This window comes from Sphingobium sp. CFD-2 (assembly GCF_024611135.1).
GTDB lineage: Bacteria > Pseudomonadota > Alphaproteobacteria > Sphingomonadales > Sphingomonadaceae > Sphingobium > Sphingobium fuliginis.
This window is the reverse complement of record NZ_CP084407.1, coordinates 204,858-219,049: the sequence shown is the minus strand read 5'-3', so window position 1 is coordinate 219,049 and position 14,192 is coordinate 204,858. Positions and strand designations below refer to the sequence as shown.

Genomic DNA, 14,192 nt, shown 5'->3' with positions numbered 1-14,192 from the left:
TGTGTTGTATTCTGTACATCCTTTGAAGGGTACTTTTGCTACTGAAAATTTGGTATCTACTCGTGGAAAAATGCTTTCCTACATTGCTTTGGGTCTGCGACTACGAGCGCTTCCCGCGGATACACTGCTTCATGCTCACGGTGCTTCGGGTTACGGTCTATCGGCCATGTTGAGCGGCCGCTCATATATTGCGACGGTTTATGGCAGTGAGATATTGCGTCCACATGGGTTTGCTTATAGCCGAATGGTTGACGCTGTGCTCAGGAATGCGTCTGCTATTACGGTGACGTCTGCGGATGCCAAGGCTAGAATCGTGCGGAAGTCTCCAACTGTAGGCATGAAAACTCATTATTTCCATACAGGTTTAGACACCCAACAAACGGCCCTAATCCGACGATCCGGTGCGCACGGGTCGGGTGAGACGTTAAAGATTATGCTTCTGCGAAACACGGCTGCACACTATCGAACGAGAGAGGTACTAGTCGCCGTAGCTCAAGCAATTGGCGATCAGAAAAACAAGAGGGTGATTGTTCCGCTCGGTAATGGTGACGAGACATATTTCAATGATCTGCGCCGAGAGTTCAATGATAGCCGCTTTATCTTTATCGATAGGCCTTGCGATCATCAAGAATATATGCAGATGATGAGCGATTCCGATGTCTGTATTAACTTTCCTGTCTCTGATCAAACAAGTGCGACGCTTTTGGAGGCCCTCTATTTTGATCGGGTTGTCGTCACAAATCGGCTGGCATCCTATGCGGACTTGACTTCTGTCGTGGAGAAGACCGGTGATTGGTTTTTTGTTGATTCGGATGATCAACTCACCTCCAGGATAACGCAAGCCATTGCGCGCGCGGAGAAGCCGCAAGAAGGCGTTAGAAAAGGTCGCGATCTCATCTCGGAGCACTTTAGTATCGAACGAGCGTCTTGCCTGTTTAATGAAATTTTGGAAGAACTCCGATGACCTATGTTATTCGCTTCCTTGTACGCGCAATTGCCAGTTCTTTCCTTAGTAGAATTGGGCTGGCAAAGGTTATCTCAATTTTTGTGCGGCTGATTTTCGCCTGTCAAATCTCACCCGGGCTGCGAGTGGGGCGCAACCTCCGTCTCGGCTACGGCGGATTGGGTATAGTGGTTCACGGCCATACACGGATCGGAAATGACGTGTCTATTGGACCGAATGTTCTGATTGGCGGGAATTTTGGCAAGGGGGGTGTGCCGACAATTGGGGACCGGGTTCATATCGGCCCAGGGTGCATTCTGATCGGCCCCATCCAAGTAGGTGATGATGCGATCATCGCGCCCAATTCGGTCGTAAATGCCGATGTAGAGCCAGGGTCGGTTGTTGGTGGGAGTCCTGCAAAGCGAATTAGATCATTCGTAGATCGGACACTCGATGAGTGAGCAGACTCCTATATTGGCAACGGGCTATTTTCTCGGCGCCGTTCTAGCAGCGGCCATGTTGGTCGCTGGATTGTCGCTTGCCGCTGCGCTTATCTGCGGCGTCGCTGCACTGGCATATTGCTATCTCGAAATCTCATCGAGAAAGGCAGGAATCGTGCATGTTGACATAGCTTTCGTTCTATTCTTTACGATTTACTCCCTGAATCTACCAATATTTGCGCATATATCGCCGAAAGACCTGTCGTTGGATATTGTTGATCGTGGGTTACTTATCTGCATATTTTGCCATATGGGCCTCGCACTTGGTCTTATTTTCGTTCGTTTTAGGTCCGTTTCTGTATCTAATAATGGTATATCAAGTTCGTATCAGCTAAGTGCGCGGCAGATAAACATAGCGAGCTACATTCTATTTTTTGTCGGCTTGGTTGGCAGTGTGGTTGCGGTGATGGCTACTGTTGGATTCCAAGCCTATCTTGGCGCGGGTTATGCGGGGCGAGCTCTATTAAAGCGCGAAGCAGGACCTATTGAGATCGGGTTATATGTTTGTGCGGTCTCTCTCATAGCGATATTTTCTGTCGGACTTATTGACGGAGCCCGCAACAGAGCACGTCTGTTTTTGTACTGCGCTACCGTCTTTTTCGTAGCCTACGTTGCATATCTCGGTATCAGGCGACCGATGTTTTTGCTGATCTGTGGCCTGTTTTCAGCTTTTTCAATCATACGCTTCCGGCCGAAAATTTCCGGAGCGTGTGTTGTGGTGCTTCCATTGTTTGTTATTTTGTCGACGTTCGCACATTACAGGCAGGTTATCTCTTCGGATGGTGTGGCTGCGACCATCGACTTTATTCGAGATAATGCTTCTGTTGAGTGGCTCGATGTTTCAGATAACGAGTTGGGTGCGCCGTTTCGTACACTCTACGATGAAATTCCCTTTGTGGACAAGCGCGGTTTCGGATTGGGAATAAGCTACCTAAGTTCTCCAGTGTATATGCTGCCGTCTTTTATAAATGGAGGTGTTGTTTCTCTTAGTGGGGAGTACACCGACCGCCATTTCGATCCACGTTTCATCTCTATCGGCGGGAATATGGGATATTTTCCTGCGACAGAAGCATTTTATAACTTTGGTCTTTCGGGCTGCCTCGTGATTTTCTTGCTGATGATTATTCTGTTGGGGAGAATTAATATATATGCTTTTGAAAACTGGAGGAATAATGCGTTTGGTGTGACCATATTTGCCACGATTATTCCCTGGTTAGCGTTCTTCATAAGATTAGATTTTGGTTCGTTTGCTAAAAGTGTCCTATACTCTCAAGCCATATGGTTCATGATCTTGTATTGTTTGGCTCGAAGCGTTCGTCGGGAAGCTGAATTGTGAACGTTCGACGGATCGACCGTCCACAATTCGCTATGTAGGTAATTCTCCTATCGGGTCGAGACTGTGTTGAGTGATCTCGGCAACAGGGAATCAGGCTCTGTATTGATAAACGTGGTCTTGAAAGTCGCTTGGCGTGGGAGACCTCAGTGCGAGCTTTGAATAGCCATCTGGCGTTGAGGGGGGCCCAAGTTTATGAGATCGAATGCCTTTCTGTACTTGAAGACTATGATGCGCCTCGGGGTGAGATCCGTCGCGCGGGTGGCTGTCTATCGGCTTCGTTTGAAATGTGGCCGGCATCCTGTACTGCAAATTAGAGGGGTTGTTCCTTCAGAGGCGCTATTTAGGACACCTTCTCCGCGGTCTGGTTTGCCACTACCTAATGAACGTTGGTCAAACCATCTGTGGTGGTTTGACTGGTTCAGCGCCGAGCAGTCGGGGGGAGCTCCAGATTGGCACTACAGCCCCTTCGGTTCCGGTCCGGCAGACAAGGTGAGCAATTGGTGGGCCATTCCGGATTTTGCCGGTTCTGGTGATATCAAGGGTGTCTGGGAACTCTCACGCTTCAGCTGGAGCGTCGCTTTCGCGACGCAGGCGTCCCACGGCGATGTTGACGCACTGGCTACCCTTAACCACTGGTTGCAATCATGGTTGCAGGATAACCCGCCTTATCTGGGCGCTAACTGGAAATGTGGGCAGGAGGCTTCCTTCCGGGTCATTCATTTGTTGGCGACGGCGATCATTCTCGGACAGGAGCGAACGCCGGAGCCAGCGCTGGCCAAAACAATAGCGCTGCACCTTGAGCGTATTGCTCCGACCATGTCCTATGCGATTGGGCAAGATAATAACCACGGTACGTCCGAAGCGGCCGCGATGTTTGCCGGAGGGTCGTTCCTTTCGGCGCTTGGTTGGCCAAAGGCAAGGCACTGGGCAGCCACCGGCAGGAGATGGTTGGAAAATCGGGCTCGCCATCTGATCGCGCCTGATGGCAGTTTCAGCCAATATTCGGTCGTTTATCATCGACTTATGCTCGACACCTATTCTTTCGTGGAGATGTGGAGGCAGCGGTGGGATCTGGCTCCTTTCTCGGGTACGATGCACACTCGTTTGATAGCAGCAACCCGCTGGCTGGATGCCATGGTGGATCGTACGTCGGGCGATGCTCCTAACCTTGGCGCCAATGATGGCGTCCGCATCCTTCCACTGACGGAAAGTGACTATCGTGATTTCCGTCCATCGCTGCAGATGGCCTCGGTTCTTTTCCGCGGTCAGCGCGCCATCGGTGATCACGGGGCTTGGGACGCTCAACTGCGCTGGCTGGGCATTTCACCGGATACGACGACATTGTCGCGGCCTGCCAGCGACACATTCGATGATGGAGGGTTCCACGTGCTCCGGACGGGGAGGGCAGCTGTTTATCTGCGCTATCCTCGGTTCCGGTTTCGTCCGAGCCAGGCCGATCTGCTGCATATGGATCTATGGGTGGACGGGCTGAATCTGCTCCGCGATGCGGGAACGTTCAGCTACAATGCCGAGCCTGAAACAAGCGGATATTTTGCGGGGACCGCGTCACATAACACGGTGCAGTTCGATGGGCGTGATCAGATGCCGCGACTGGGTCGGTTTCTCTTCGGAGCCTGGCCGAAGGCCCACCGTGTTGAATTTGTGAGCAGCGGCGACACTTTGCGATGTGCCGCTGCCTACACGGATCATCGCGGCGCGCGCCATCATCGCGAAATTCTTCTCCGTTCACATGGCTTCACCTGCACCGATACGATCGAGGGACGATTCGATGCTGCCGTGCTCCGTTGGCGCTTGCTGCCTGACACATATCGCCTTGAGAATAACCGCATATCAAGCAATAAGATGAGTTTGTTGATAAATTGCAATGATTCCGATACAAAAATCGCGCTCACGAATGCTTGCGAATCCAGATACTATATGCGTATTGAGCAGATTCCGACACTTGAGATAGCGTTCAATCATTCGTGTAAGATCGTTACAACAGGCGAATTCTGACGTGCATATCCTCTATTTCCATCAGCATTTTTCCACACCTGACGGTGCTGCTGGCACCCGTTCCTATGAAATGGCACGCCGCTTGCTCCGGCAGGGGCATAGTGTGACGATGGTCTGCGGATCCTATTCGCAAGGGGCAACTGGTCTGGCTATGCCGTTTCACAAGGGTTGCCGGCGCGGTACGATTGATGGCATCAATGTTGTGGAGTTCGACCTCCGCTATGCCAATGAGGATGGTTTCATCCGTCGCTCGGGTGTTTTCGTCAAATTCGCGTTGGCGTCCATCAAATTGGCGCTTCGCGAGAAGTATGACTTGGCATTCGCGACGACCACACCGCTGACGGCCGGCATCCCCGGCATTTTCGCACGGTGGCTGCGGGGCAAGCCATTTGTGTTCGAGGTTCGCGATCTGTGGCCCGAATTGCCTCGCGCCATGGGAGTGATCACTAATCCGGTCGTTCTGGGCGCGATGTCGGTCCTGGAATGGATATCCTATCGTTCGGCCACGCGGTGTATTGGTCTGTCGCCTGGCATTGTAGATGGGATCGCGCGTCGGGGTGTCCCGGCCTCTCGTATCAGCATGATACCCAATGGCTGCGATGTGGAGCTTTTTTCAGAAGGTGGACCGGCGGCCAACAGCTTCCGGCAGGCCAACAATATCTCTCAGGGTCAGCTTCTCGCAGTCTATTGCGGTACGCATGGCTTGGCCAATGGACTCGATGCCCTAATCGATGCGGGCATCGAGTTACGCAATCGTGGTCGAACCGACATCATCCTAGCGCTTATCGGGAAAGGGCAGGAAAAGGCGCGTCTTGTCGAGCGAGTGAAGGCCGAACGGTTAACCAATGTCAGATTCTTCGATCCGGTTTCGAAAAGGCGTTTGACGTCCTTACTTCGGGAGGCGGACCTGGGCCTACAGATTTTGCGGAATATTCCCGAATTTGCCTATGGCACCTCACCCAACAAATTTTTCGACTATTTGTCTGTAGGCCTGCCGGTGCTCAACAACTATCCGGGCTGGCTGGCCGGCATGATCGATCAGCATGAACTAGGCTTTGCCGTGCAGCCCGACTCTCCTGTGGCGTTTGCGGACGCCCTCCAGCAAGCTGCAGAGGACCGCGTTGCGTTGGCCGCGATGGGACACAATGCAGCGGCATTCGCGCGCGGCTCCATGAGCCGTGAATATCTCTCGGGACAGTGGGTTGATTGGGTCACGGCGGGATTGAAGCGCAACGATTTCGAGAAGGATCCTTTCTACACCGCCGTCCGGACCACACAGCGCACAACGTTGGCGGTAGAACGCAGATGAGAAAGCGTCTGTTCGACATCACCGTCGCAGCAATTGCATTACTCCTGCTTTCGCCAGTGCTGGCTGTGCTTGCGATTTTGGTGCGTCTCGACCTAGGTTCTCCGATCCTCTTTCGGCAAACGCGCCCTGGGCGGGACACGAAGCCATTTCGCATGATCAAATTCCGGACGATGCGCGATGCGCATGATGCTGAGGGACAACCTTTAGGTGATGCCGAGCGACTGACGCGCTTCGGCCGCTTCCTGCGTGCTACCAGCCTCGATGAGCTGCCTGAACTATGGAATGTTTTGAAAGGTGATATGAGCCTGGTTGGGCCTCGCCCTCTGCTCATGGAATATCTGCCGCGCTATTCGATGGCGCAGCTGCGGCGGCACGAATTGCGGCCGGGTATTACCGGATGGGCTCAGATCAACGGCCGCAATGCTCTCGATTGGCCGGAGAAGCTGGCATTGGATGTCTGGTATGTTGATCATCAGACTTTCTGGCTCGACGTGAAGATCCTCCTGCTCACCCTACTCAAAGTGGTAGCGCGGGACGGTATCAGTGCCGCGGGAGAGGCAACAATGTCAAAGTTCCAGGGAAATGAAATATGAAACCCTTGTTGGGCGTATATGGTGCGAGCGGTTGCGGACGGGGCGTGATGCCCATCGTACGCGCGCGCCATGGCCAAGACGCAGACCTGGTGTTCATCGACGATGCGCCGATGAGTCAGGCGAACGGCTATCCCGTCATGTCCTGGGAGGCCTTTCGCGCCAATCCGGCTGAAAAGAGGGTTTGCCTCGCGATTGCCAATTCGGAGGTACGGGCCAAACTTGCCGACAAATGTGCGGACGCAGGAATTCCCCTGTTTGAAGCGCGGGCTCAGAATGTCGTCGAAATGCATGATGTTGTCATAGGAGAGGGCGCGATTCTCTCGCCATTCGTCACCTTGACCTCAAACATCCGGATCGGCCGATGCTTCCATGCAAATCTCTATTCCTATGTCGAGCATGATTGCGTCATAGGCGATTTTGTCACCTTTGCGCCCGGCGTGAAATGCAACGGCAATATCGTCATTGAGGATCATGCCTATATCGGCTCGGGGGCGGTCATCAAACAGGGGCAACCGGGCCGGCCGCTGAGGATCGGGAAGGGCGCCACGGTGGGAGCGGGTGCCGTTGTGACCAAGGATGTGCCTGCCTACACGACGGTTGTTGGCGTTCCCGCTCGGCAGCTCGAAAAGGAATTAGCATGCTGAATCAGAAGGTCGCGCCCTGGCCGTCCTATTCCTCGGAAGAGGTGGACGCCGTTTCAGCGGTGTTGTCGAGCGGTCGGGTCAACTACTGGACTGGCGAAGAATGTCGCGCGTTCGAGAGGGAATTCGCCCAGTGGGCGGAGGTTGACCATGCAATCGCTGTCGCGAATGGAACCGTGGCGCTCGATCTTGCGCTGCATGGCCTGGGCATCGGGCAGGGTGATGAGGTGATCGTGACCCCGCGGACATTCATCGCTTCGATATCCTGCGTAGCCAATGCGGGCGCCACTCCGGTTTTCGCAGACGTCGATCCGATCAATGGCAATCTGTCCGCCGAGACTATCGCGGCAGCCATGAGCCCGCGCACAAAGGCGGTCATCGTGGTGCATCTCGCGGGCTGGCCTTGCGACATGGACCCGATCATGAAGCTGGCCGAGCTACATGGCCTTAAGGTTATCGAGGACTGCGCACAGGCCCACGGCGCCCGCTACAAGGGGCGCAGCGTCGGCTCGATCGGTCATGTTGGCGCGTGGTCATTCTGCCAGGACAAGATCATGACAACGGGTGGCGAGGGCGGGATGGTGACCTGCAGTGATCCGGTACTCTGGTCACGGATGTGGTCTTTCAAGGACCATGGCAAGAGCTGGGACGCGGTTTATGCGCGGGCGCATCCTCCGGGCTTCCGTTGGTTGCACGAGAGCATCGGCACGAATTGGCGCATGCTCGAGATGCAAGCCGTCATTGGCCGGATTCAGTTGCGCAAGATGTCCGAGTGGACGCAGGCACGGACCAGAAACGCGACTATTATCCATGAAGCGCTGGTTCCCTTTGCGGGGGAGAATGGCCTCATCAGATTGAGTGACTCACTCACAATGGGCCCTCCAGATTGGCAGGAGGGTTCGATCCATGCCTATTATAAATATTATGCCTATGTCCGGCCCGAGAATTTAGCGCCAAGCTGGTCACGGGACCGACTGGTGAACGAAATCGCGACGCGCGAGATTCCCTGCTTTCAAGGTTCCTGTTCGGAAGTCTATCTGGAGAAGGCGTTCGATGGCACAGGCTGGCGTCCGCAATCGCCGTTGCCCAATGCAAGGGCCCTCGGTGAGACGAGCCTTATGTTCCTTGTCCATCCCACACTTTCTTCTGAAGACATGGCGCGGACCGCAGCGATCCTCGGGGAAGTGCTAACGGAAGCTGCCGGGACGGAAAATCTGGCGCTTGCATGAGCACAGGCGAGAGGCCGTGATCCAGCCGTTCAACGTGGACTTTGGGTTTACCGGCCAATGAATATGGTCAACTCAATCGCCCCCTCACGTCCGTCGAGTGCAGCGCTGACGCTTTTGCTCTTCCTCTTGAGCGGCTTGTGGGTCGCCGGGGGCGCCTCCCATGCGGATGTGATGAGTCAGGTTGCAATACGAACCATCGCATGGCTTTTGCTCGTGATCGCGCTCCTGATCGGCTTGAAGCCGAGCGCGGCCAAGGCAGGAGCGGTTGCATGGCTCTTGGCTGCGGCACTCCTCCTCGTTCTTCTCCAGCTTGTGCCGCTGCCACCCAGCATCTGGACCTTGTTACCGGGACGGGAACCCTTTCCTGAAACCTCTCTGGGCGAACCGTTATGGCATAGCTGGTCGATCGTGCCATGGGCCACCGTCAATGCGGCATCCTCGTTCATCATTCCCGTCGTCACGCTATATCTTGTAAGCGCTTTAGCAGACAACGAGGAGCGCTGGCTCCCGAGCCTGTTACTGGGAATGATCTTCCTCTCAATGCTGATCGGGCTTTGGCAATTTTGCGGTTTCGCCTTCGATCATCCATGGGTCAACGACACGCCAGGCAGCGTCAGCAGCATTTTTGCAAACCGGAACCATTTCGCGCTCTTCCTGGCGGTAAGCTGCATCATCGCGCCAGGATGGGCCTTTTCTGGGCAATCAGGCCATCGATGGCGAGCGCCCGCCGCTCTTGCTCTCGTCATGCTATTTGCCCTCACCATCCTCGCGACGGGATCGAGAGCGGGCATCGTGACGGGCTTGCTGGCGATCATCCTGGGCTTGGCGCTGTCATGGGGCGACATCCGACACGAGATCCGTCATGCGCCACGATGGGCGTTCGTGGTTCTGATTGCATCGGTGATCGGTGTGATCGCGCTGCTCGTCCTCATCAGCATCGCTGCCGATCGGGCTGAATCGATCAGTCGAGCCTTTGAACTGGACCCTGGACAGGACATGCGCAGTCGAGGTCTTCCCACGGTGCTTTCCATGGTCGCCACCTACTTCCCCGCCGGCGCCGGGTTCGGCAGCTTCGACCCGATATTCCGGATCCACGAGCCGTTCGCGCTTTTGAAACGCACTTATTTCAACCACGCCCATAATGATTTTCTCGAGGTCGTTCTCGATGGCGGGTTGCCGGCTTTGCTTCTGCTCCTCGTTTCCCTGGGCTGGTATGTGTCGGCAAGTATTCGCGTCTGGCGCGCGGGGTCTGCACAGCACAGGCTGGCCAAAGCGGGATCAGGCATTTTGCTTCTCATTCTTGTAGCGAGCCTCACTGATTATCCAGCTCGAACCCCGATCTTTATGGCGATTATTGTGATTGCTGGTCTCTGGCTTAGCCAAGGCGCCAAACACGTCGCTTTACGAACGTGATATCTGCATCTAATGCATGGCCGATTCTTTGGGGTGTGGAATTCAGACGCATGCGCAAAATTTTAGTTTCCCTGATTATTGCCGCGAGCGTCGCGGGATGTGCCGGAACGCCGCCCCCCCAGCCGAGTGCGCAGCTGACGGTCGTACCCGACAGCCAGGGGCTGCCTGCACCGGACCGCAGTGATCTGAGCGCTGCGGACCGGCCTGCCCTCATCGGGCCGCTTGATACGATCGGGGTGGATATCTTCAACGTGCCCGACCTCAGCCGCGAGATGCAGGTGGATGCAAGCGGACGGATTGCCATGCCGCTGATTGGCACGATCGACGCCCGTAACAAGACTGCAGACGAGCTGGCACGCACCATCGAAGTCGCACTCAAGGGGTATGTTCGCAACCCGCAGGTGACGGTCAACATCAAGAGTTCGGTCAGCCAGGTCGTCACGGTTGACGGTGAAGTGACCGAGCCTGGCCTCTATCCGGTCACCAACCAGATGACGCTGATGCGCGTCATCGCCTCGGCCAAGGGGCTCAATGAGTTCGCCCGAAAGGAGCAGGTGGTGATCCTGCGGACCGTAGACAATCAGCGCATGGCCGGGCTTTACGACCTCGGAGCGATCCGCCGGGGCGCTTATGCCGATCCGCCCATTTATGCCAACGACGTTGTCGTCGTGGGCGATTCCCCGGAACGCCGGCTGTTCCGGGACATCGTTTCCCTGGCGCCGCTTGTTGCCGCCCCGCTTGTTGCCGTCTTGCGCTAAGGCCTGATCCAGATGAATGCTATAACATCCAAGTTCGGCGACGACGCGGCGTCCGCCTTGCACCAGTCCCTGGCGGAACCGGCGGGGATTCCCATCCTCCGCCAATATTTGGGCATCGCCATGCGGTGGCGCTATGTCATCCTCGGCGCGGTGGCTGCCTGCTTCCTGATCGGGTTGATTGTTACCCTCCTGATGACCCCGCAATATACCGCATCATCGACGATCGAGATCTCGCGAGAGGCCGACAAGGTCACCGATTTGCAGGGTGTGGAGCGCGACGCGAGCATTGCAGACCAGGAATTTTACCAGACGCAATATGGGCTGCTGCAATCACGCTCGCTCTCCGAGCGCGTCGCGGCTGAGCTCAAGCTCATGGATTCACCCAAATTCTTCGAGCTGTTCGGGGCAAGCAGCGAAAATCCCGCGTTCAAGCTTGTCAATGGCCGCTATGCTCCGTCGGGACGGACGATCCGGCTGCGGATCGCCGGAGAGATCCTGCGAAAGCAACTGAACGTCAGTCCTACGCGGATGTCGCGACTGGTGGACATCCGCTTTACGAGTCCTGACGCGGACTTCTCGGCTAAAGTGGCGAATGCCTGGGCGCAGAATTTCATCCAGACCAATCTCGAGCGCAAGATCGAAGCCACTTCCTATGGCCGCAATCTGTTGCAGCGCCAGTTGGCGCAGCTCAAGGAACGTCTCGACGAATCCCAGCGCCAACTGGTCTCCTATGCGTCGGCAGCGAAGATCATCAATCTGCCCGCGAAGTCGGGCAACGGCGAATCAAGCGCCGAGCGGTCCATCGTCGTCGATGACCTGGCTTCGCTCAACGCGGCACTGGCACAGGCGACGGCCAACCGGATCCAGGCGGAAGCGCGCTACCAGGAAAGCGGAAAGGCCGGCGCATCGTCGGAAGCGCTCGCCAATCCGACCATCAACGGCCTCCGGCAGCGCCGTGCTGAACTGGCCGCCGAATATAAGAGGCTGATGACGCAGTTTGAACCCGGCTATCCTGCGGCCAATGCCGTCCAGGCTCAGATCACGCAGCTCGATAGCAGCATCGCGAGGGAAGAAGGGCGCGTCAGCAGTTCGCTTCTCGCGGACTATCGTCAGGCGCAGGAACAGGAACAGGCGCTGCGCGCCAAGGTCGAGGAACTCAAGGGCGATTTTCTCGATCTGCGCCGTCGCAGCATCCAGTATAATATCTATCAACAGGAAGTGGATACCAATCAGGCACTCTATGACGGCATGCTGCAGCGCTTCAAGGAGATCGGCGTCGCCGGCGGCGTGGGCGTCAACAATATTTCTGTCGTCGACCCGGCGCAGGTTCCCAAGGTGCCATCCAGCCCGAGGCTGATGCTCAACCTGGCCATCGCCATTCTCGCTGGCCTTGGGATCGGTGCAGCGCTGGCATTCGCTCTTGAACAGATGGATGAAGGAATCACAGATCCTGCGGAACTGAAGCGCGAGTTGGGCCTGCCCCTGCTTGGATCGATTCCCAAGATCGAGGAGGTTCCGCAGGAAACATTGCTCGACCGCAAGTCCGACCTTGTAGATGCCTATCTTGCGGTGCAGACAAATCTGTCCTTCACGACCGCCCACGGGGTACCGCGGTCATTTGCCGTCACCTCGACCCGGCCGAGCGAGGGCAAGTCGACCACTTGCCTTGCCCTGGCATCGACGCTCACGAGGGCCGGGAAGAAGGTCATCCTTGTCGATGGCGACATGCGCATCCCTTCCATCCATCAGTTGGGAGGTGTCAGGCATGAACGGGGTCTCAGCAATTTCCTGAGCGGGGAAGAAGATATTCAGTCCCTTCTGTTTCATATGGATGAGCTGGGCTTCACCGCCATGTCATCTGGTCCGCTGCCGCCCAATGCCGCCGAACTGCTGACAGGTGACCGGCTCTCGCAGCTCATTGCCCGGCTGCTGGAATATTTTGATCATGTGATTATCGATTCTCCGCCTGTCATGGGGCTTGCGGATGCGCCGCTGATCGCCAGCAAGGTGGAAGGCGTTATCTATGCGGTGGAATCGCATGGTATCCGCACCAACCTGGTGAAGGAGGCCATTGGACGGCTCATCAGCGCCAATGTCCGGATCGTCGGCAGTGTCCTTACCAAGTTCGACGCCAAGAAGGCGCATTACGGATACAGCTATGGTTATGAATATGGCTATAGCTACCGGCGCGATCCAGAAGCCGAAGCAGCCTGATGTTGGGACGGGTGCAGCACCGGATGCAGGCTCCTCTTAAATGGAGCGTGCGACTGGTGCTGGCCGGCATCGCTGCGGCGCTGGGCACGATCAGTGTCATGCAGTCGGTCGCGCTGGTCTTGCCCGACAGCCGGATTGAGCTGGCATATGCGCTGGCGCCGAATAATGGTCATGTTGCAGGCCGCTATTCGCAGTTGCTGAGCGGCCCCAATGCCAGCGCTGCCGATCAGGCTCGCGCGGTAGCGGTGGCCAATGCGGCGCTTCGGCATGATCCGACCGCCGTCGAAGCGGTGGCGACGCTTGCCGTTGCTGCTCTGCTCAAGGGTGACCGAGCGGCAGCTGAGCGCCTGCTTGGCTATTCACAGATGCTTTCCAGGCGGGATCTGCGCACGCAGCTGATGGCAATTGAACTTGCCGTTGCACAAGGTGATATCGTCGGCGCTCTGCGGCATTATGACATTGCGCTGCGCACCAAGAAGGATGCGCCAGGCGTGCTCTATCCGGTGCTCATCGCAGCGCTTGGTGATCCGGCGATCCGCAACGGGCTGGTTCAGCTTCTCAGGTCTCAGCCTATCTGGGGCAGTGATTTTGTGAACCATGTTGCAAGAAGCGACGGCGATCCTGTGGCAGCCGCCGCATTTTTCCGCACCTTGCAGGAGAAGCGCTTTCCGGTTTCCGGTCCTGCGAGCGCAACGATCACGAACAGATTGCTGGCCGCCGGACGCTTCGAGGATGCGTGGCAATATTATGCGTCGTTCCGCGAAGGGGTCCACAAAGGTCGGTCCCGCGATCCCAACTTCACGGCCGTGATAGATGCGCCCACGTCTTTCGACTGGATTGCCACGTCGCGGGGCGGGGTATCGGGGTCCATCCTCTCGGACCAGGGCGGGGGTCTATTCGATTTCAGCATCTCGATGGGCAATGGCGGAATCATGCTTCAGCAGCTTCAGATGCTCCCGCCAGGCGATTATGTGCTGGAAGGCCGTAGCGTCGGGGTCGAGCAGCCAGCGCGCTCCCGGCCTTATTGGAGGGTCCGCTGCCGGTCAGGACGCGAGGTCGCTCGGGCAGACGTCCCCAATTCGACGGAGAAAAATGGACAATTCGCAGGCGCTATGAGCATCCCTGCGGACTGCCCGGTGCAGATTCTTGCCCTGGTCGCTCGATCGTCCGACGACATCGCGGGAGTGTCGGGCCAGATCACACACCTCCTGTTGCGTCCGGCGAAGGCGACCGAGTGATG

Annotated in this window: 12 protein-coding genes; all 12 read left to right on the top strand. The window is 56.4% G+C overall.

Annotation, left to right across the window (positions count from 1 at the left end; genetic code table 11):
* Position 1 precedes the first annotated feature (1 nt).
* Complete coding sequence (locus tag LDB29_RS26440; RefSeq protein ID WP_257558108.1) at positions 2-964, top strand: hypothetical protein; 963 nt, start codon at positions 2-4, stop codon at positions 962-964.
* Positions 961-1,404: a serine O-acetyltransferase gene (locus LDB29_RS29500; protein WP_373886385.1), complete on the top strand. Its 444-nt coding sequence runs from the start codon at positions 961-963 to the stop codon at positions 1,402-1,404. Before LDB29_RS26440 ends, LDB29_RS29500 begins: the two co-directional genes overlap by 4 nt.
* On the top strand, positions 1,397-2,779 hold the full coding sequence (locus tag LDB29_RS26435) for an O-antigen polysaccharide polymerase Wzy family protein (protein ID WP_257558105.1): 1,383 nt from the start codon (positions 1,397-1,399) through the stop codon (positions 2,777-2,779). Before LDB29_RS29500 ends, LDB29_RS26435 begins: the two co-directional genes overlap by 8 nt.
* 489 nt (positions 2,780-3,268) lie before the next feature.
* Complete coding sequence (locus LDB29_RS26430; protein WP_306812594.1) at positions 3,269-4,795, top strand: heparinase II/III-family protein; 1,527 nt, start codon at positions 3,269-3,271, stop codon at positions 4,793-4,795.
* A gap of 1 nt (position 4,796) precedes the next feature.
* Positions 4,797-6,104 (top strand): glycosyltransferase family 4 protein, encoded by a 1,308-nt coding sequence (locus LDB29_RS26425; protein WP_257558100.1) that lies wholly within the window; start codon positions 4,797-4,799, stop codon positions 6,102-6,104.
* On the top strand, positions 6,101-6,697 hold the full coding sequence (locus LDB29_RS26420; protein WP_257558098.1) for a sugar transferase: 597 nt from the start codon (positions 6,101-6,103) through the stop codon (positions 6,695-6,697). The genes LDB29_RS26425 and LDB29_RS26420 overlap by 4 nt, the downstream gene beginning before the upstream one ends.
* On the top strand, positions 6,694-7,341 hold the full coding sequence (locus tag LDB29_RS26415) for an acetyltransferase (RefSeq protein ID WP_257558096.1): 648 nt from the start codon (positions 6,694-6,696) through the stop codon (positions 7,339-7,341). The genes LDB29_RS26420 and LDB29_RS26415 overlap by 4 nt, the downstream gene beginning before the upstream one ends.
* On the top strand, positions 7,335-8,567 hold the full coding sequence (locus LDB29_RS26410; RefSeq protein WP_257558094.1) for a DegT/DnrJ/EryC1/StrS aminotransferase family protein: 1,233 nt from the start codon (positions 7,335-7,337) through the stop codon (positions 8,565-8,567). Before LDB29_RS26415 ends, LDB29_RS26410 begins: the two co-directional genes overlap by 7 nt.
* Before the next feature lie 57 nt (positions 8,568-8,624).
* Positions 8,625-9,980, top strand: coding sequence for an O-antigen ligase (locus LDB29_RS26405; protein ID WP_257558092.1), 1,356 nt, complete (start codon positions 8,625-8,627; stop codon positions 9,978-9,980).
* Positions 9,981-10,030: 50 nt separating this feature from the next.
* The gene (locus LDB29_RS26400) at positions 10,031-10,738 is read left to right on the top strand and encodes a polysaccharide biosynthesis/export family protein (RefSeq protein ID WP_257558090.1); all 708 of its coding nucleotides are present in this window, start codon (positions 10,031-10,033) and stop codon (positions 10,736-10,738) included.
* Positions 10,739-10,750: 12 nt separating this feature from the next.
* Positions 10,751-12,952, top strand: a complete 2,202-nt coding sequence (locus tag LDB29_RS26395) for a polysaccharide biosynthesis tyrosine autokinase (RefSeq protein WP_257558088.1) — start codon at positions 10,751-10,753, stop codon at positions 12,950-12,952.
* Positions 12,952-14,190 (top strand): hypothetical protein, encoded by a 1,239-nt coding sequence (locus tag LDB29_RS26390; RefSeq protein WP_257558087.1) that lies wholly within the window; start codon positions 12,952-12,954, stop codon positions 14,188-14,190. The genes LDB29_RS26395 and LDB29_RS26390 overlap by 1 nt, the downstream gene beginning before the upstream one ends.
* Positions 14,191-14,192 lie beyond the last annotated feature (2 nt).

Excerpts from the sequence above, each read along its gene's own strand:
- LDB29_RS26410 (WP_257558094.1), top strand. The coding sequence starts at position 7,335 with ATGCTGAATCAGAAGGTCGCGCCCTGGCCGTCCTATTCCTCGGAAGAG.
- LDB29_RS29500 (WP_373886385.1), top strand. The coding sequence starts at position 961 with ATGACCTATGTTATTCGCTTCCTTGTACGCGCAATTGCCAGTTCTTTC.
- LDB29_RS26405 (WP_257558092.1), top strand. The coding sequence starts at position 8,625 with ATGAATATGGTCAACTCAATCGCCCCCTCACGTCCGTCGAGTGCAGCG.
- LDB29_RS26415 (WP_257558096.1), top strand. The coding sequence starts at position 6,694 with ATGAAACCCTTGTTGGGCGTATATGGTGCGAGCGGTTGCGGACGGGGC.
- LDB29_RS26395 (WP_257558088.1), top strand. The coding sequence starts at position 10,751 with ATGAATGCTATAACATCCAAGTTCGGCGACGACGCGGCGTCCGCCTTG.
- LDB29_RS26390 (WP_257558087.1), top strand. The coding sequence starts at position 12,952 with ATGTTGGGACGGGTGCAGCACCGGATGCAGGCTCCTCTTAAATGGAGC.
- LDB29_RS26400 (WP_257558090.1), top strand. The coding sequence starts at position 10,031 with ATGCGCAAAATTTTAGTTTCCCTGATTATTGCCGCGAGCGTCGCGGGA.
- LDB29_RS26435 (WP_257558105.1), top strand. The coding sequence starts at position 1,397 with ATGAGTGAGCAGACTCCTATATTGGCAACGGGCTATTTTCTCGGCGCC.
- LDB29_RS26420 (WP_257558098.1), top strand. The coding sequence starts at position 6,101 with ATGAGAAAGCGTCTGTTCGACATCACCGTCGCAGCAATTGCATTACTC.